The sequence below is a fragment of the Xanthomonas sp. fls2-241-TYG-148 genome (assembly GCF_030208815.1).
In the GTDB taxonomy this organism is placed as follows: Bacteria; Pseudomonadota; Gammaproteobacteria; order Xanthomonadales; family Xanthomonadaceae; genus Xanthomonas; species Xanthomonas campestris.
This window is the reverse complement of record NZ_JARVTE010000006.1, coordinates 1-16,961: the sequence shown is the minus strand read 5'-3', so window position 1 is coordinate 16,961 and position 16,961 is coordinate 1. Positions and strand designations below refer to the sequence as shown.

Below are 16,961 nucleotides of genomic sequence, written 5' to 3'. Positions count from 1 at the left end.
GTATCGAGCAGGGTCACTTCAAACCGATCGGCTTGATCGCGGCCTTCTCGCGTAACTTGGCGAAGGCGTCGGCCTCTTTTGCTGTCAGGCCAGCGTCGCGGCCGATGTCCACCAGCAACGCGCCCAGTTTGACCTGGTCGGCTGGCTTGGCTGCTGATTCAAGGATCGCGCGGATCTCCGCCTCGGTGCTGCGCCCGTGTTGGGCAGCACGTGCCCGGATGGCGCGATGCACATCCTCCGGGATGTTGCGGACGGTGAAAGAAGGCATATCGCCCTTCCGGTGAAATCAGGTTGCTTGCACTTTAGAAAAGCGCAAGCACTGTGGCGACTTCAACCTGCCCGGTATCGATGGAGCCATTCCGGCACGTGCAGGTAAGTGGAATCCGGGCCCACCAGTCCCACCGCTTACCGATACGGTCCAGGCCCGCGCCACACCGGTTCGCCCTGGCGGTAGACCTCCATCATGTTGATGACTTCGCGTGCGTCGCCAATGCTCTTGAGCTCGGGCGAATCCGGCGGCAGCAGGCGGCATTTGCTGGAGCCGCGTTTGAGCGCGACGTCCAGCGGGCAGACCATGCGTTGCTGGGTGCCGGGCAGGATGATGGCGATCTCCTGCATGCCCTGCTCCTTCCAGGCGCGCAGTTGGGTTTCGCTGCGCACTTCGTAATACACCTGGAAGCCGCCCACATCCATGCTGGGCTGGGCGTTGTTGCGGTCGTTGCGGCGGCCCTGGCTGATGGTGGAGGTGTTGGCGGTGCCGTCTTCGGCGCCGTCGGCCTCTTCCTCCAGCATGCCTGGCGGGCGGCCGGTCCAGGTTTCCGGGCGGCGCTGGGTGGAGGCGGCCGGCGGCGCAGGCGGTTGCGGCGGGGTGGGACGGGTCTGGCGCCGGGTTTGTCGGCGGCGTTCGGCCAGGCTGCCGGGCGCGGTGTCGCCCTGCGGCGGCACCGGGTTCTTGGCCTGCTGCACCAGCGTGGACTGCACCGGCGAGGCAGCCGGCGGCGGTTGCACGGGCGTGGGTGTGGGCGATGGCGGTACCGGGGTGGGCGAGGGCACCGGTTGATCGGGCTGGGAGGTGTCGCCGACGAAGTCCACCTTGGTACGGCCACCGCTGGCCGAGCCCTGCGGCGGGGTCATGCTGGGCGTGGAGGCCGACAACAGGATCAGCAGCATCAGCACATGCAGCAGCGCGCTGATCAGCGCGGCAATCCACGGTTCGATGCGCTCGATCACCGGCTCGGTGCGCGGCAGCCAGTCCTGGGTCTCCAGCCGCACATGCAGCAGCTGCAGGGCGTCGTCGCGCACGCGGTACACCAGCACGTACGGGGTGTGCTTCACCGTCCATTCGCGGGTGCCCGCGACCCGGCCGGTACGGCCACGGCCGGGTTGCTCGGCCAGGGTGCGGGTGGCTTCGCGCACCTGCCGGGCCATCGCCGCGGCCGCGGTGGGGTTGAGCGCGTGGTAGTGATCCTGGGCGTGGGCGAGCTGCGTGGCGGCCGGGACGGTCCAGTCACGCCGCAACATCAACACCCCATCTGGCGAACATCGCCGTCACCTGTGCCGGGCTGGCGATCTGGCCCTGGTCGGCAGCGGCCATGCCTGCATGCACCGCGGCCTCGAAACCGGCGCCGTCCACCGCGCGCGCAAGGTCGTCCCACCCGGCGGCCTCGGGCAGCGCGTCGATCAGCTGGTGCGCGTGTTGCTTGATGGGGGACATGGCACTGCGGTGGGGGAACACTGGCGGCAAGTCTACCGCCGCCGCCTGGATCCGCGTGTGGCAACGGCTGCCGCAGGCGGGCGTTGCGTTCACCGGCCGGCCGCGGTGTGTGCGAAGCCGCCACGCGCGTTGCCGGGGAGCTGGGGGTACGGCGGGCGCGGATGGCTGCAGAAAGTGACACTTGGCACCTTGTTCGTGCCCGGGCTGGGTTTCATCCTGCAGCTCTTGCTTCACCCACCTCACCCCGCAAAGGATGTTGCATGCCCGCCTTCGCCATTGCCCCGCTGACGCCCTATCTGTCGATGGCTGCGGTTGCCTTTTTCTACTACCGCCGCATCCGCCGCAGCTTCGGGCGCCAACCCTGGAAGCCGGTGGCCGCGACCTTGCGCACCGCCCTGTTGCTGGTGGCCACTGCAGCCTTGGGCTACGCCGCCTACGGGTTGCCTGGGGTGGCGCCCGCTGTGGCGCTGGGCGCGGTGGTCGGCGCGGGGCTGGGTGCGGTGTCGTTGCGCTACACGCATGCCGAATGGGTGGACGGCCGCGGCTGGTACACGCCCAATCCGTGGATTGGCGGCGCGCTGATGCTGGTGTTGCTTGGCCGCCTGGCGTGGCGCTGGGCCGATGGCGCCTTCAGCGGCGGCGCGGCGGTGGCCGGGTCGCAGGCCAGCCCGCTCACGCTCGGCATCGCCGCGGCGCTGGTGCTGTACTCGCTGGTGCACGTGGGCGGGGTGTGGTGGCGCTTGCGTCAGCTGCGCCTGCAGGCCTCGGGTTACTGAAAAAGCCGGCGTTGGTCGGCGTGCTGCTAGCTCACACCTGCGAGCGGATCGGAATCACCAGTTTCTCGGCCAGCTTCTCGCGCAGCGGGCGCGCACGCCAGCGTTCCAGGCTGTAGGCCTGCGCCTGCTGCAGGTCGCGTTCGAACACCGTGGTCATGCGCGCGGCCAGCGTGCGGTCGTACACGTTGAGGCTGGCTTCGTCGTTGAGCCGGAACGAGCGGATGTCGAAGTTGGTCGAGCCCACCGACACCAGCAGCCCGTCCACGATCAGCAACTTGGTGTGCAGCATGGTGGTCTGGTATTCGTGGATCTCGATGCCGGCCTGCAGCAGCGGTTCCCAACTGGCCTTGGAGGCTAGCCGCACCGAAATCGCATCGATGTGCGGGCCGGGCAGCAGCACGCGGATGCGCACCCCGCGCGTGCGCGCTTCCAGCAGCGCGCGGGTGATCAGGGCATCGGGCACGAAATACGCTGCCGCCAGATCGATGGAGGTGGACGCCGCGGCAATGGCCACCAGGTACATCAGGTGCATGCTCTCGCTGCCACCGGAGGGCGAAGCCACGAACAGCTGCGCGTCGCTGTCGCCGGCAGGTGTGAGCGCCGGGTAATAGTCCGCGCCGTTGACCACGCGGCCGGTGCTCTTGATCCAGTTGTCGTTGAAGGCGGTCTGCACCTGCGCTACCACCGGCCCTTCGATGCGGTAATGCGTATCGCGCCAGTGCTCCGGGTCCTGCGCATCGCCCATCCACTGATCGGCCACACCCACGCCGCCGGTGAAGCCGATGCGGCCATCGATCACCAGCAACTTGCGATGGGTGCGGTTGTTGATGCGGTGCAGGTTGTACCAGGCCAGCGGGCGGTAGCGGTGCACTTCCACACCGGCCTCGGTCATGGTGTCCACCAGCGCGTGATCCATCTTCAGGCTGCCGCCCCAGTCGATGGTGACGCGCACCTCCACCCCGGCACGCGCGCGCTCGGACAGTGCTTCGCTGAACTCGCGGCCGATCTCGCCCGACCAGTAGATATAGGTTTCAAAGGTGATGGTGCGCTTTGCTGCGCGAATGGCGGCCAGCATCGCCGGGAAAATCTCCTGGCCGTTCTGCAGCACATCGACCTTGTTGCCGGGCAGGATCGCCGGGCCCAGCAACACCGACATCTCGCGCTTGAACTGCGGGTCGGCCACGTCGTACAGATGCTTGGGGATGTGCTGGAGCTTCTTTTCCGGCGTGGCGAAGTTCAGCGCCAGCAACCCGCCCACCAGCGTGGCAATGACCGAAGCCACGATGATCCATGTCATGCATCCACTCCCGTTTCCCGCGCCGTCGCGGCCTCAAGCGGCCGGCATTCTGGCAAGCCGGCGCGGTGGAGGTTGTGAAGGGGAGCGGCAACTGCGTGCTGGCAGAGAGGTGCGAGCGGCCGTTATCAGCGCTGCGGCTTGCGCTAGTGCGCCGTCGCCGGTGCATCGGTGGAAAACGCGATCGCGCGTTGGGCTTCGAGCGCGGCCAGGCGACTGCTGAGGGCGGCGTGGATGGCGTGATACGCCGCGGTGCCCATGACAAGGCGTAGTGGCGGTGGGGTCTGTTCGGTGCAGGCGATCATCGCGTCCACCATGCGCTGCGGGTCGCCGGTGATGACCCAGCTGCCGTCGTCCAGCGCGCGGAGGAGTGCGTCGACCGGGGTGTTGGCATAGTCGGGCGGCAGTGCGGTGCGTTCCAGCGCGGCGCCGAAGTTGGTGCGCGCCGGGCCGGGTTCGGCCAGGGTGAACTGGATGCCGAAGCCGGCCACTTCCTGGCGCACCGCTTCGACATAGCCTTCGATCCCCCACTTGCTGGCGTGGTACAGGCTGAAGCCGGGATAGGCGATCTGCCCGCCCTCGGAGGACACTTGCACCACGTGCCCGCCACCTTGCCGGCGCAGGTGCGGCAGCGCCGCCTGGATCACGCTGATGGAGCCGATGAGGTTGGTGTCGATCAACGCGCGCACCTGCGCGTCAGTGGCGGCCTCGGCCGCGCCCAGCGTGCCGTAGCCGGCGTTGCTGATCACCACATCGATGCGGCCCAGCGCCGCGAATGCCTGTGCCAGGACCGCCTGCACCGCGGCGGTGTCGCGCACGTCCAGCTGCAGCACGGTCAATGCGTTGCCGTGCGCTGCCTGCAGATCGGCCAGGGCGTCGCGCCGCCGCACGGTGGCGGCGACGCGATCGCCGCGCGCCAGCAGGGTCTGGGTCAGACCGCGGCCGAAGCCGGAGGAGGCGCCAGTGATGAGCCAGGTCTTGGACATGGGAATGGCCTGTGGTTCGGAGAGGAGCCCCACTCTAGAAACCGCGGATTGCTGGGTCTATGGCATAGAATTCGAATGAGTTGATGCGGTTTTGCCACCAATGCCCAAGCCCTCGTTCAACGACCTTGCCGCGTTCACCGCCGTGGCCACGCACCGCAGCTTCCGGCGCGCGGCCAGCGAGGTCGGGTTGGCGCCGTCGTCGCTCAGCCATGTGATCAGCGCGCTGGAGCGCAACCTCGGCGTGCGCCTGCTGCACCGGACCACGCGCAGCGTGTCGCTCACCGAAGCCGGCGCGCGCCTGTACGCAAAGCTGGTCCCGGCGCTGCAGGACGTGGACCAGGCGTTGCTGGAGCTGGACGATTTCCGCGGCGGGCCCACCGGCACCGTGCGGATCAACGCGCCCGAAGTGGTGGTGCAGTTGCTGCTGCAGCAGGTGGTGCCGCAGGTGCTGGCGCGCTACCCGGCGCTGTCGGTGGATCTGGTGAGCGAAGGCCGGCTGGTGGATATCGTGGCGGCCGGGTTCGATGCCGGCATCCGCTTCAGTGAGTCGGTGCCGCAGGACATGGTGGCGGTGCCATTCGGTGGGCCGGCGCGTTTCGTGGCAGTTGCCGCACCGGACTATCTCGCACGCGCCGGGACACCCGACACGCCTGATGCCCTGCAGCGGCACGCCTGCATCCGCCACCGCATGCCCAGCGGCAAGCTGTACCGCTGGGAGTTCGAACGGCGTGGCGAGGACATGGTGATCGATGTGCCCGGGCGGCTCACCCTGGACCAGATCCCGCTGATGTGCGAAGCCGCCGAAGGCGGGCTGGGCATTGCCTATGTGCCCGAATACGCGGTGCGCGCAGCACTGCAGCGCGGCACGCTGGTGCAGGTGTTGGAGGCGTGGTGCCCGGCGTTTCCGGGGCTGGTGCTGTATTACCCGGGGCGACGCCAGGTGCCGCCGGGCTTGCGCGCGTTGATCGATACACTCAAGGAACTGCTGCCGCAGGAGGCGTGAGCGCGCGCATACGGCCTCGAGCGTGTGGCTGTTTGCATGCCTGCGCACGCGCCAGCACCGCACCGCGCAGGCAGCAGATGCCAGCCATTTGCGGTGCTATCGTCCGCGCCATGGGCACCGCCGCCATCCGCTGCACCGCCACCTTGCTGCAACCGGCAATGCCGGCCGATGCCGCGTGGGTGTTTCTAGTGCTGCCTGCCAACGCAAGCGGCGCATTGCCGACGCGCAGCATGGTCAGCGTGCGCGGCAGCCTGGCCGGGCATCCATTGCAGGCCACGCTGCAACCGGACGGGCAGGGCGGGCATTGGCTGAAGCTGGACGCCGCGCTGCAGCGCGCCGCCGGGGTGGCCGCCGGCGACACGGTGACGCTGGAGATCGCACCGGCGGAGGTGGAACCCGAGCCGGTGGTGCCCGACGATCTGCACGCCGCGCTTGCCGCGCATCCCGCCGCGCAGGCGACCTGGAATGACATCACTGCGGTGGCGCGGCGCGACTGGATTTTCTGGGTCACCTCGGGGAAAAAGTCCGAGACGCGAAGCAAGCGCATTGCCACCGCCTGCGACATGCTGGCGTCCGGCAAGCGGCGCGCGTGTTGCTTCGATCGCTCGGGCATGTACAGCAAATCGCTGAGCGCACCCACGCCGAAAGCGAGCTGAAGCGTCACGCCTCACGCAATGGCGCGTGGCAATGGAACAGGCGCAGCGCGCCTGCAACGTAGTGGTTTCCAGCCGCACACACCGGCGGACTAGCCGCTTGCGCGGCGCCTGCCTATGCGCCGAAATGCTTACATGCGTCACACAAGCGCGCACCTATACTCCGGGGCTGTCCCACCAAGAGGTTCTGACCGCATGAGCGCACCCCCATCGTCTCCGATTGCCGCCGGTTCTGGCGCAGCACCCGGCAGCCTTCGCCGCTCGGTGTCCAACACGCTCAAGGGATCGGCCGGCAATCTCGTCGAGTGGTATGACGTCTACGTCTACTCGGTGTTCGCGACCTATTTCGAATCGCAGTTCTTCTCCAAGGAAGACAAGAACGCCACCATGTTCGTGTGGGCGATCTTCGCGATGACCTTCCTGATGCGGCCGATCGGCGCGTGGTACTTCGGCCGCTTCGCCGACCGCTATGGCCGCCGGTTGGCGCTGACCATTTCGGTGTCGATGATGGCGCTGTGCTCGTTCGTCATCGCGATCACGCCGACGGTGTCCACCATTGGCATTGCCGCACCGATCATCCTGTTGCTGGCGCGCCTGTTGCAGGGCTTTGCGACCGGTGGCGAGTACGGCACCAGCGCCACCTACATGTCCGAAGCGGCCATTCCCGGCCGGCGCGGATTCTTGTCGTCGTTCCATTACGTCACCCTGGTGGGCGGCCACGTGCTGGCGCAGACCACGTTGCTGGTGATGCTGCATTTCTTCGATGCGCCGCAGGTGTCGGAGTGGGGCTGGCGCGTGGCGTTCGGCCTGGGCGGTATCGGCGCGTTGGTGGTGTTCTGGCTGCGCCAGACCATGGACGAGTCGCTGAGCTCCGAATCGATTGCCGATTCGCGCACCGGCAAGGCCAAGGCGTCCGGCTCGATGCGCGAGTTGTTCGTCAACCAGTGGCGCCCGCTGCTGCTGTGCTTCTTGATCACCGCCGGCGGCACGATCGCGTTCTACACCTACTCGGTGACCGGCCCGAAGATGATCCAGACCGCGTTCGCCGGTGGCGACGTGATGGCCGGCACCATCATCAACCTGGTTGCGCTGACGGTGCTGATGCTGATGCAGCCGGTGGGTGGCTGGTTGTCGGACATCGTGGGCCGCAAGAGCCTGTTGGTGTTCTTCGGCATCGGCGGCGTGCTCTACACCTGGTTCCTGGTGATGGAACTGCCCAAGCAGACCGACTGGCTCACCGCGTTTGCGATCCTCACCGTGGGCTTTGTGATCCTGACCGGCTACACCTCGATCAACGCGGTGGTGAAGGCCGAGCTGTTCCCCACCCATGTGCGCGCGCTGGGCGTCGGCCTGGGCTATGCGCTGGCCAATTCCGCGTTTGGTGGCACCGCGCCGCTGCTGTACCAGGCCTCGTTGAAGACCGGCCACGTGAGCGAGTTCGTGATCTACGCCACGGCGGTGATCGCGGTGTCGCTGGTGGTCTACATCTTCTTCCTGACCAACAAGGGCAGCAATTGGCTGGACCACGAAGACGTGATGCATACGCGCAAGCGCTGAGGCGTGCTGGCGTGTCTTGGGGATCCTTCTCCGATCGGGAGAAGGTGCCCGAAGGGCGGATGAGGGTGCGGCTCAGCGCACTGCCAGGTGGCGGCGAGGACTACCTTGCCGCCACACGTCTTTGAAGATGAGGCGCCTGCTGCGTCAAATGGCGTCTTGAGATGGTGGTGAGCGCGCTGTCTCGGTCCACGAGCCGCGCGGTGGTTGATGACGATCTGCACCGCACGTGTCGGTGCTGTCTCTTGCGTACTCATGACTCGCCACACGCGGCTCCGTGTCGCAACACCGGCACACAAGGCAACGCGCGCCAGTGGCATGCAAGCACTGCTTGATCGCTTTGAAAGAAGCCACCCTCACGCCAACTGCGGATGCCCTGTCGCGTGGTCCGGCACGGTTGCGTCAACGAACAGGCTGGAACGCAGCCCGATCAAGCCGAGCAGGGCTTCATCGCGGTGCGTGCCGGCCGGCACCTGGCCAACGCGCGCCAGCGAGGCGTCCAGGCGTGTGCGCAAGGTGTCGGGGCCGGGCAGCGGGCGCTTGTGCGCCACCTGCTGCCGGTAATGCGCAGCGACATCGGCCAGGATCGCGTCCACCGCGGCGATGCTCGCTGGCGGCAGGCCATGCCGGGCGCGGCGCAGCTGCAGGATGTTCAAGCCCACGCGGATTTCGGTAAGCATGTCCACCGATGCCAGGTCGCTACCGGGCGGTGCCACCGCCAGGCGCGGCGCGAGCAGGCCGAGCAAATCGAGCATGCGTGCGGCGAACTGGTGGCGGTCCTGCGCACCACGGCCATCGGCAGCGGCGGCCAGTGTGCGCCAGCCCTGCCGCACCAGCCGGCGCGCGCTCCATTCGGCACCCACCGAGCGGAACAGCCGCGTCAGCACCACGGCAAATCCAATTCCCAGCACCATCGCCACCGCAGCGTTGACGAAGCTCTGGATGTTGGCGTTGTAGGTGTTCTGCAGGCTCAGCAGCGCGGTGAGATTCACCACCAGCGGCAGCGCGATCAACATGGTCTTGGGCCGATGCAGCAACGCGCCCAGCGGCAGGAACACCGCGGCGAGTACCAGCACCAGCATCGGGAAATCGTGGATGGCCGGGAAGATGCCGAACAGGTAGATGCCTGCCACCACGCTGGCCACCACCGCCCAGGTGAGAAAGGACAGCATGCTGGGCGCGGGGTCGTCCTGCGCGGCAAAGAAGGCGGCCGTGACCGCCGCCATCATCGCGCCGTTGCCGCCGCCTTCCCAACCGATGCCGATCCACAGCACGCAGTACGCCATCAGCGCGGAGCCGGCGCTCAACGCAGAAAACGCCGCCATGCCGTAGTCGATATGCCGTGCGTCACCTGCCGTGGCCGGTGCATCGGCGGAAAGGCGGCTGGAAGAGCGGGTGAGGCGTTGTAGCAGGGATGCGGGCTGGCTGGGCGCGGCGCTGGGCGCGGTGTCCGCGTGTGCGGGAGCACTTGCCGATGCGTTGCCGCCAGACCCGTCTACGCGTTGCGGCAGTATCGATCGCAGGCGCACCTCGGCGCCGGCCCCGGCTTCGGTTTCCGGTGCAGCGCGATCGCGTGCTGCAGCCGCCAACGCAGGTAACGCAGTGCCCTGCAGCAAGGCGGATTCCAGCGCGCGGCAGTCCTGCCACAGATCCAGCAGTTCCTCCAGGCGCAGCAGCAGGCTGGCCAGCAGCAGATGCTGCAGGTCGTCATCTACCGCCGGGCGCAGTGCAGCGATGCGGGCACGCAGGCCGGCTACCGCCGCGTCCGCATCGGCGTCGCCTGCAGAGATCATTTCGGGCTGCTCAGCCGCGTTCTGCGCGGCATCGGGCCCAGCGCGCTCCACCCAGGCGCCGATGTCCTCCAGCAGCGCGATCAGCTCGCCCGGCAGCGCGCGTGAGGCTGCGTGCAAGGCATCCAGCCGGTCGGCGATCGAGGACAGCACCGGCAGCAGCAGCAACATGCGCGCGCGCAATTGTTCCAGCGCGGGGGCGGCTCCGGCGTGGCGCGGGTCGTCATGCCGCACGAAGGCGATCAAGGCCTCGAACTGCACCAGATCGGCAGCCAGCCGGTTGCGCGGCGCCTGTGCCGGGCCGCGCTGCAGCACCTGCCGGCACCATTGCGCCGCGTCCTGCATCCAGTTGCCGATGCGCGCGGTGAGCATCGGCCGCACCGAGGCCGGGAACACCAGCGCGGCGAACAGCACCGCCATCACCGTGCCCAGAATGATTTCTTCGCTGCGCGCCACCAAGGTGTCGAAAATGCCTTCCGGCGCGGTCACCGCCGGGAAGCCGATAAAGGCGGTGGTGTAGCCGGCCAGCAGGAAGGCATACCCGCGCGGGCCACGATTGAGCAGCGCCAGGAACAGGCAGGCCGACAACCACAGCGCCATCGCCGCGCTGAGCAGCAGCGGTGTTTCCACCAGGTTGGGCAGCATGACCAGCGTGGCCGCGCCGGCCAGCAGGGTGCCAAGCACGCGGTACACGCCCTTGGCGCGGGTGGGGCCGAGCAGAGGCTGGGAGACGATGTACACCGTGGCCATCGCCCAGTACGGGCGCGACAGATTGCCGGCCAGGCCCACGTACAAGGCCGCGATCGCCGCAGCGAAGGTCTTGGCCGAAAACAGCCACGCCTGGCGGTCGCGCAGCAAGGCGTTCATCGCGCAGCGGTCGCGTCGGTGGCCGGTTCCCAGCCGCCGCCCAGGGCCAGGAACAACTGGATCTGGTCCTTGGACACCTGCGCCTGCGCATCGGCCAGGGTCATGTCGGCGGTGGCCAGGGTGCGCTCGGCATCCAGGCTGGATAGGTAGGGCGTGCGCCCACCCTGGTACAGCCGGCGGTTCTGCGACGAGGCCAGTTCGGCCTGTTGCTGCGCCTGTTCGAGCAGGCGCAGGCGGTCCAGGTCCTGCGCATAGCGCGAGAGCGTGGTCTGCACTTCGCGCAGTGCCTGCAGCACGGTGTGGTCGAACTGCGCCACCGCCGCGTCGGCGCCCGCCTCGGTGGCACGCACGCGGGCATGCGCGCCGCTGGACGGCAGCGTCCAGGAAATCAGCGGGCCGATCGACCAGGCGTGGGTCGCCGGCTCGCCGATATCGGCCAGCAGACCGGTGGCACCGATCGAGCCGCCCAAGCGGATGTCCGGATACAGCTCGGCGGTGGCCACGCCGATGCGCGCGGTGGCCGCGGCCAGCCGGCGTTCGGCCTGGCGGACGTCCGGGCGGCGCGCCAGCAGGGTGCGGCCGTCGCCGATCGGGATCGGCTGTTGCAGTGCCGGTGCGTGCGCGCAGCTGTCCACCCCGGCCGGCAGTTCGCCGGGGGTCTTGCCCAGCAACGCGGCCAACGCGTAGCCGGCGGCCTGGCGGCGTGCACGCAGCGGCGGCAATGCGGCTTCCAGCATCGCCACCTGCGCGGTGGCGCGGGCCAGATCCGGCGGGGTGCCGCGGCCGGCGCTGATCAGGCGCTGGGTCACCGTGCGGCTGCGCTGTTGCAGTTGCAGCGAGTGCTCGGCCACATGCAGCTCGTGGTTGGCGTTGCAGATCTCTACATAGCTGCCGGCCACCTGCGCGGCCACGCTGACGCGGGCCAGGTCGATCGCCGCCTGCGCGGCCTGGGTGTCGGCGTGAGCAGCTTCGGCGCCGCGTTGCAGCTTGCCGAACAGATCGAACTGGTAGGACACGCCGAACTTGCCGTCGGCCAGATTGAACACGGGCAGTTTTTCTTCCTGCAGGAAGGCTTCGGCCGAGACCTGCGCGCGGCTGACGCCGGCTTCCACTTCATAGTCGAACCCGCCGGCGTCCAGCGCCTGTTCGTACACGGCCGCGGCGCGGCGCAGGTTGGCGCTGGCCACCTTGAGCTCGACGTTGTCGCGCAGCGCCTGTTCGACCAGGCCATCGAGCATCGGGTCCTGATACAGCGCCCACCAGCGTGCCGGGAGTGGCGCGCCCGGTTGCACCTGCGCGTTGCCGGTGTCCAGGAACGGCGCGTTGGCGGCCGGCCGGTTGTAGACCGCCTCGCGCGGCAGCGCGTAGTCGGGGCCGACGGTGCTGCAGGCACTCAGTGCGGTCAACGCCGCCGCCAGACCCAGGTGACGCAACGCGGCGCGGCTCATGGCGCGGCCTTCGCCTGCACGCGGGCAGGCGCACTGGCCGCTGCGGCGCGCGCGGCATCGGGCAGGATGGTGACGGTGGCGGTGCGCCCGGCGATCAACTGCACCTGCGCCGGTACCGCATCCAGCGCAATGCGCACCGGGATGCGCTGCGCCAGCCGCACCCAGTCGAAGGCGGGAGTGACGTTGGGCAGGGCGCCGGCGCTGCCGGTGCGGTAGCGGTCCTCGATGCCGGCGGCGATGCTCTGCACGTGGCCGTGCAGCGTCACCGGCTCGCCCATCAGGTGCACGTCCACGCGCTGGCCCGGGTGCACGCCCTGCAGGCGGGTCTCCTCGAAATAGCCATCGACGCGGAACGAGCCGGTGTCCAGCACTGCCACCACCGGGCGCCCGGCGCTGACGTAGTCGCCCACGCGTACGGTGCGGTCGCTGACATGGCCGTCGGCCGGGCTGCGCACTTCGGTACGGTCCAGGTTGAGTTGGGCCAAATCCACCGCCGATTGCGCGGTGGCCACGGCGGCCTGCGCCTTCTGCACGTTGGAGCGGCGCACTTCGGCGTCTTCGGCGGCCACCAGGTCCTGCAGGCTGCGGTCGCGTGCGATCTCGCGGCGGAGCTGGGTCAGTGTGGCCTGGCGTTCGGCCAGCGCGGCGCGGGCCTGTTCCAGCGCAATCGCATAACGCGCGCGGTCCACCACGAACAGCAGCTGCCCGCGCGTGACCGCCTGGTTGTCGGCCACCGCCACCTGCTCCACCAGCCCGGACACATCCGGCGCCACCTGCACCACATCGGCGCCCACATGCGCATCGCGCGTCCACGGTGCATCCATGTAGTACCGCCACAGGTGCTGCAGCACCACCGCGGCCACCACCACCATTGCCAGGGTCAGCATCGCCGGCCCCGCCGTCTTGATCAGCTTCTTCACGATTGCATCCAACGCATGAGGGAAAACAGGCCGCCCAGCAGGGCGATGTACAGCGCCAGGTTGAACAGGGCCGGGTGCCAGATGTGGCGATACGCTCCGGCCCGCGTCAGCAGCGCGCCGACCGCGCTGTTGAGCAGGTAGGCCAGCGTCATCAACGCCAGCAAGGTGGGAACGAACACACCGTAGAGACTGAATTCTCCGTACATCGGCCACATATGCTGGGGAAGGGGAACAACGACGCCCGGCGCGGCCAGGCCACGCGGCAACCACGGCGGGTCGTCGGCACAACTAGGGCAGGCGCGCGTTCGCCTCGGCGATCAGGCCCCATAGCTTCAACACCACCTCCACCTCGGCATCGCTGAGCGCGCCGAACACCTCGGCCCGCAGCGCCACCAGGCGCGCCTCGATCTGCCCGACCAACGCCTGGCCGGCCTCGGTCAGCCACAACTGGTTGGCACGGCGGTCGCTGCTGTCGGCTTCGCGGCGCACCAGCGCCTGCGCGCACAGCTTGTCCAGCAGCCGTACCAGCGAAGGGCCTTCCATGCCCAGCTGCTGGGCCAGGGCCACCTGGCGGATGCCGCCGCCGGAGCGGCCAATCATCAGCAACGGCCCGGTGCAGGCGCTGGACAGGCCGAACTCGCCAAATGCCTGGTCGGCCAGTCGCTGCCATTGGCGGCTGGCAACCAGCAGACCGGCACTGAGCTGGGCGCGGGGAGGGAGATAGGTAGTCATTACAATAGATAGGATGCTATCAATTCAACAATGAATCAACTGTCAACTAAACCCCTGGCAGGCAGGGCGGGCCACTGCTGGGGCCGCCGCCCCGTCCTCGGGTACCATGCACGCCCCCTTTGGGTGCATGCGCATGAGCCAGTCCGACCAGCCCGATTCATCCGTTACCCAGGCCCAGGCCGAAGAGGCCGTGCGCACCCTGCTGCGCTGGGCCGGTGAGGATCCTGCCCGCGAAGGCCTGCTGGACACCCCGCGCCGGGTGGCCGAAGCCTATGGCGACTGGTTCAGCGGCTACCGCGAAGAACCGCGCGAATACCTGGAGCGCACCTTCGAAGAAGTGGCCGGCTACGACGAATTGATCGTGCTGCGCGACATCTCCTACGAAAGCCATTGCGAGCACCACATGGCGCCGATCATCGGCAAGGTGCATGTGGGCTACCTGCCGCGCGGCAAGGTGGTGGGCATCAGCAAGCTGGCCCGCGTGGTGGAAAGCTACGCGCGCCGCTTCCAGGTGCAGGAAAAGATGACTGCGCAGATTGCCCAGTGCATCCAGGACGTACTGCAACCGCGCGGTGTGGGCGTGGTGGTGGAAGGCGCGCACGAATGCATGACCACCCGCGGCATCCACAAGCGCGGCGTCAGCATGGTGACCTCCAAGATGCTCGGCAGCTTCCGCGAGGACGCGCGCACCCGCGCCGAATTCCTGCAGTTCATCGAAGTGGGCGGCAAGCGTTGAGGCAGCTCCGGCAGGCGTCATGAAGCATCAGGCACGGATTGCCGGCTACCGCCACTTGCGCGACCAGCCGGCGTGGAAATTGCTCGCCGCCGATCACGCACCGGAGCTGATCGGCCTGCTGCAGACCCTGTTGATGGACGGCGAACGCCGGCTGCCATCGGCGGTGTTGCATGCGCGCCTGCAGCGCCAGCTGGATGTCTTGCGCGGCGACGAACTCTCCCGCGAGCTGCCGCGCACCGCGCAGGCCTACCTGGCGCACTGGCTGGCGCAGGGCTGGCTGGAACGTCGCCTGCCCGAAGGCGCGGCCGAAGAAGAATACGAACTCTCGCGTGCCGCCACCCAGGCCATCCGTTTCATTGCCGGCCTGCGCGAGAGTGGTAGCAGCGCCACCGAAAGCCGGCTGTCGCTGGTGATCCAGCAGCTGGTGCAACTGGCCGGCCAGACCGAAGCCGACCCGGACGCGCGCCTGGCCGCGCTGCGCGCAGAGCGCGAGCGCATCGATGCCGAGATCGAGCGGGTGGCCGCCGGCCGCGTCGGTGCGCTGGACGGCAAGCGCGCGCTGGAACGCACCCGCGACCTGATCCATCTCTCCGATGAACTGGCCGAAGATTTCCATCGCGTTCGCGATGACTTCGAACAACTCAACCGGCAATTTCGCGAACGCATCATCGACGACGAAGGCGCGCGCGGCGATGTGCTGGAGCAGTTGTTCAACGGCGTGGACGTGATTGCCGACAGCGAGGCCGGACGCACCTTCGAGGCGTTCTGGAGCCTGCTCAACGACACCCAGCAGAGCAGCCAGCTGGACCAGGCGCTGGACGCACTGCTGGCACGCGGCTTCGCACGCAAGCTCGACCGCCGCGAACGCGCCTTCCTGCGCGGGCTCACCGGTACCTTGCTGGAGCGCGGCGGCGAGGTGCACACGGTGATGCAGCACTTCGCGCGCAGCCTGCGCGGGTTCGTGCAGAGCCGCGGGTATCTGGAACAGCGCCGGCTCAATCAATTGCTCAAGCAGGCACAGGGCGAAGCCTTGCACCTGCGCGAGAGCCTGCATGCCACCGCCGCCACCGGCTACACGCAGGCATTGAGCGGCAGCCGCCTGCGCTCGTTGTCGCAGTGGCGCCTGCACGACCCGCGCCTCACCCAGGTCGATGGCCGCGTGTACGCGGCCGACGCGGCAGAGATCTCGCTGGACAGCGTGGGCGACTTGGTCGCGCAATCGGAGATCGACGTGCGCAGCCTGCGCCGCGATCTGCACGCGCTGCTGGGCGAGCGCCCGCGGCTCACTATCGGCGACGCGCTGCAGCAGCGGCCGGCGGTGCAGGGGCTGGGCAGTGTGATCGGCTATCTGTCGCTGGGCACGCGCCACGGCCTGGTGATCGATGGCCACATGGAAACGGTGCAATGGGAAGGCGGCGACGGCACGTTGCGGCGCGCGCGCATTCCCTTGGTGTGGTTTACCCGGGAGAAACGCAATGAACTGGTCTGAGCAGGCAGCGCTGGACACGCACGACGACGATGACGCCGACGCACACGCCAGCGCGCTGAGGCTGCCAGCCAGCGATGCCGCCAGCGCCGCGCAGGGTGGCGCGTTGTTCCTCGGCGACACCGGCACGCTGCCCTTCGATGCGCGCCGCGCGCTGTGCCAGCTGTTGGCTGGCCCCAGCATCGACGCGCAGCGGCACGGCGCCTTGTGGCCGGCCTTGCTGCGCAACGAGCCGGCCGTGCGGCAGGTGCTGTGCGAACTGTTCCTGGAGCTGGTGCTGGACCGCGAAGGCGGAGTGGCGTTCACCCGCCAGGCCGACACCGCCGAGCTGGAATCGCCCACCTTGCTGCGCAGCGCGCCGCTGACCTTCATCGAGTCGGTGCTGCTGCTGTTCCTGCGCCAGCAACTGGCCGAAGCCGATACGCGCGGCGAGCGCGCGGTGGTGGACGAGGCGCAGTTGGTGGAGGCGTTGTCGGTGTACGAAAAGAACGTGTCCACCGACAGGGCCGGGTTTACGCGGCGGGTGATGACGGCCATCGGCAAGATGCGCGAGAACCAGTTGCTGTCGCGGTTGCGCGGCAGCGAGGAGCGTTACGAGGTGTCGCCGGTGTTGAAGTTGTTGTTCTCGGCCGAGGATGTACAGGCGTTGGTGGTGGCGTATCGGGAGTTGCGCGAGGGGGAGGTTGCTGCGGACTGATGTCGTCTGCGCCTGGGCCGGGATTTTCCTTCTCCCTCCGGGAGACGGTGCCCGTAGGGCGGATGAGGGTGCGGTGTCAGGGGCGGGCGCCGTGCTGTGCGGATTTGTTCTGCGCCTGGGCCTGCATCTTCCTTCTCCCTCCGGGAGAAGGTGCCCGAAGGGCGGATGAGGGTACGGCGTCGGGCGATGATTGGTTTGTTGTGGGCTGTGGGTTGTGGGTTTGCTTGAGGTTGGGTGGAGTGTTGGGCAGAGCTTTCACGCCCTACGGGCGCGAGTCACTTTTCTTTGCTTGTGCAAAGAAAAGT

The 16,961-nt window shown here is 68.3% G+C and carries 17 protein-coding genes; 7 read left to right on the top strand and 10 right to left on the bottom strand.

The features are described from left to right. Positions 1-13: 13 nt before the first annotated feature. From QRM60_RS09285 to QRM60_RS09275, 3 genes are all read right to left on the bottom strand, one after another. Positions 14-268, bottom strand: coding sequence for an Arc family DNA-binding protein (locus tag QRM60_RS09285; RefSeq protein ID WP_115579732.1), 255 nt, complete (start codon positions 266-268; stop codon positions 14-16). 137 nt (positions 269-405) lie between these two features. Then, positions 406-1,521 (bottom strand): type II toxin-antitoxin system RelE/ParE family toxin, encoded by a 1,116-nt coding sequence (locus QRM60_RS09280; RefSeq protein WP_192884408.1) that lies wholly within the window; start codon positions 1,519-1,521, stop codon positions 406-408. Further along, entirely contained in the window at positions 1,508-1,714 is a 207-nt protein-coding gene (locus tag QRM60_RS09275; RefSeq protein WP_070694021.1) for a hypothetical protein, read from the bottom strand. Before QRM60_RS09275 ends, QRM60_RS09280 begins: the two co-directional genes overlap by 14 nt. A 260-nt stretch (positions 1,715-1,974) precedes the next feature. Between QRM60_RS09275 and QRM60_RS09270 the strand changes: the two genes are divergently transcribed. Beyond that, on the top strand, positions 1,975-2,490 hold the full coding sequence (locus tag QRM60_RS09270; protein WP_115579730.1) for a hypothetical protein: 516 nt from the start codon (positions 1,975-1,977) through the stop codon (positions 2,488-2,490). Between the two features lie 31 nt (positions 2,491-2,521). On the opposite strand, the gene QRM60_RS09265 is transcribed toward QRM60_RS09270, so the two are convergent. Together QRM60_RS09265 and QRM60_RS09260 are read right to left on the bottom strand one after the other, a co-directional pair. Beyond that, complete coding sequence (locus QRM60_RS09265; RefSeq protein ID WP_043877851.1) at positions 2,522-3,787, bottom strand: phospholipase D-like domain-containing protein; 1,266 nt, start codon at positions 3,785-3,787, stop codon at positions 2,522-2,524. A 143-nt stretch (positions 3,788-3,930) separates the two neighbouring features. Continuing rightward, positions 3,931-4,770, bottom strand: a complete 840-nt coding sequence (locus tag QRM60_RS09260; RefSeq protein ID WP_285446056.1) for an SDR family oxidoreductase — start codon at positions 4,768-4,770, stop codon at positions 3,931-3,933. Positions 4,771-4,870: 100 nt separating this feature from the next. Between QRM60_RS09260 and QRM60_RS09255 the strand changes: the two genes are divergently transcribed. From QRM60_RS09255 to QRM60_RS09245, 3 genes are all read left to right on the top strand, one after another. Further along, entirely contained in the window at positions 4,871-5,773 is a 903-nt protein-coding gene (locus QRM60_RS09255; RefSeq protein ID WP_285446055.1) for a LysR family transcriptional regulator, read from the top strand. A 110-nt stretch (positions 5,774-5,883) separates the two neighbouring features. Next, positions 5,884-6,429 (top strand): YdeI/OmpD-associated family protein, encoded by a 546-nt coding sequence (locus QRM60_RS09250; protein ID WP_285446054.1) that lies wholly within the window; start codon positions 5,884-5,886, stop codon positions 6,427-6,429. 192 nt (positions 6,430-6,621) lie between these two features. Continuing rightward, entirely contained in the window at positions 6,622-7,983 is a 1,362-nt protein-coding gene (locus tag QRM60_RS09245) for an MFS transporter (protein ID WP_011039236.1), read from the top strand. 353 nt (positions 7,984-8,336) lie between these two features. Here QRM60_RS09245 and QRM60_RS09240 read toward each other — a convergent pair whose 3' ends face one another. The 5 genes from QRM60_RS09240 to QRM60_RS09220 all read right to left on the bottom strand — a co-directional run bounded on the left by QRM60_RS09240 (position 8,337) and on the right by QRM60_RS09220 (position 13,737). Beyond that, the gene (locus tag QRM60_RS09240) at positions 8,337-10,637 is read right to left on the bottom strand and encodes an FUSC family protein (protein WP_285446053.1); all 2,301 of its coding nucleotides are present in this window, start codon (positions 10,635-10,637) and stop codon (positions 8,337-8,339) included. After that, entirely contained in the window at positions 10,634-12,085 is a 1,452-nt protein-coding gene (locus tag QRM60_RS09235) for an efflux transporter outer membrane subunit (RefSeq protein ID WP_285446052.1), read from the bottom strand. Before QRM60_RS09235 ends, QRM60_RS09240 begins: the two co-directional genes overlap by 4 nt. Then, complete coding sequence (locus QRM60_RS09230) at positions 12,082-13,005, bottom strand: efflux RND transporter periplasmic adaptor subunit (RefSeq protein WP_285446051.1); 924 nt, start codon at positions 13,003-13,005, stop codon at positions 12,082-12,084. The genes QRM60_RS09235 and QRM60_RS09230 overlap by 4 nt, the downstream gene beginning before the upstream one ends. Then, positions 13,002-13,220 (bottom strand): DUF1656 domain-containing protein, encoded by a 219-nt coding sequence (locus QRM60_RS09225; protein WP_011039232.1) that lies wholly within the window; start codon positions 13,218-13,220, stop codon positions 13,002-13,004. Before QRM60_RS09225 ends, QRM60_RS09230 begins: the two co-directional genes overlap by 4 nt. 73 nt (positions 13,221-13,293) lie before the next feature. Continuing rightward, positions 13,294-13,737 carry a MarR family transcriptional regulator gene (locus tag QRM60_RS09220; protein ID WP_011039231.1) on the bottom strand — a complete coding sequence of 148 codons (444 nt, stop codon included), beginning with the start codon at positions 13,735-13,737 and terminating at the stop codon, positions 13,294-13,296. 133 nt (positions 13,738-13,870) lie between these two features. Here QRM60_RS09220 and folE point away from each other — a divergent pair, with 133 nt between their 5' ends. From folE to QRM60_RS09205, 3 genes are read left to right on the top strand one after another with little or no spacing between them, the layout of a single operon-like run. After that, complete coding sequence (gene folE, locus QRM60_RS09215) at positions 13,871-14,473, top strand: GTP cyclohydrolase I FolE (protein ID WP_043922256.1); 603 nt, start codon at positions 13,871-13,873, stop codon at positions 14,471-14,473. Positions 14,474-14,492: 19 nt separating this feature from the next. Beyond that, entirely contained in the window at positions 14,493-15,962 is a 1,470-nt protein-coding gene (locus tag QRM60_RS09210; RefSeq protein WP_285446050.1) for a DUF3375 domain-containing protein, read from the top strand. After that, positions 15,949-16,656, top strand: coding sequence for a DUF4194 domain-containing protein (locus QRM60_RS09205; RefSeq protein ID WP_115541491.1), 708 nt, complete (start codon positions 15,949-15,951; stop codon positions 16,654-16,656). Before QRM60_RS09210 ends, QRM60_RS09205 begins: the two co-directional genes overlap by 14 nt. Positions 16,657-16,961: the final 305 nt, after the last annotated feature.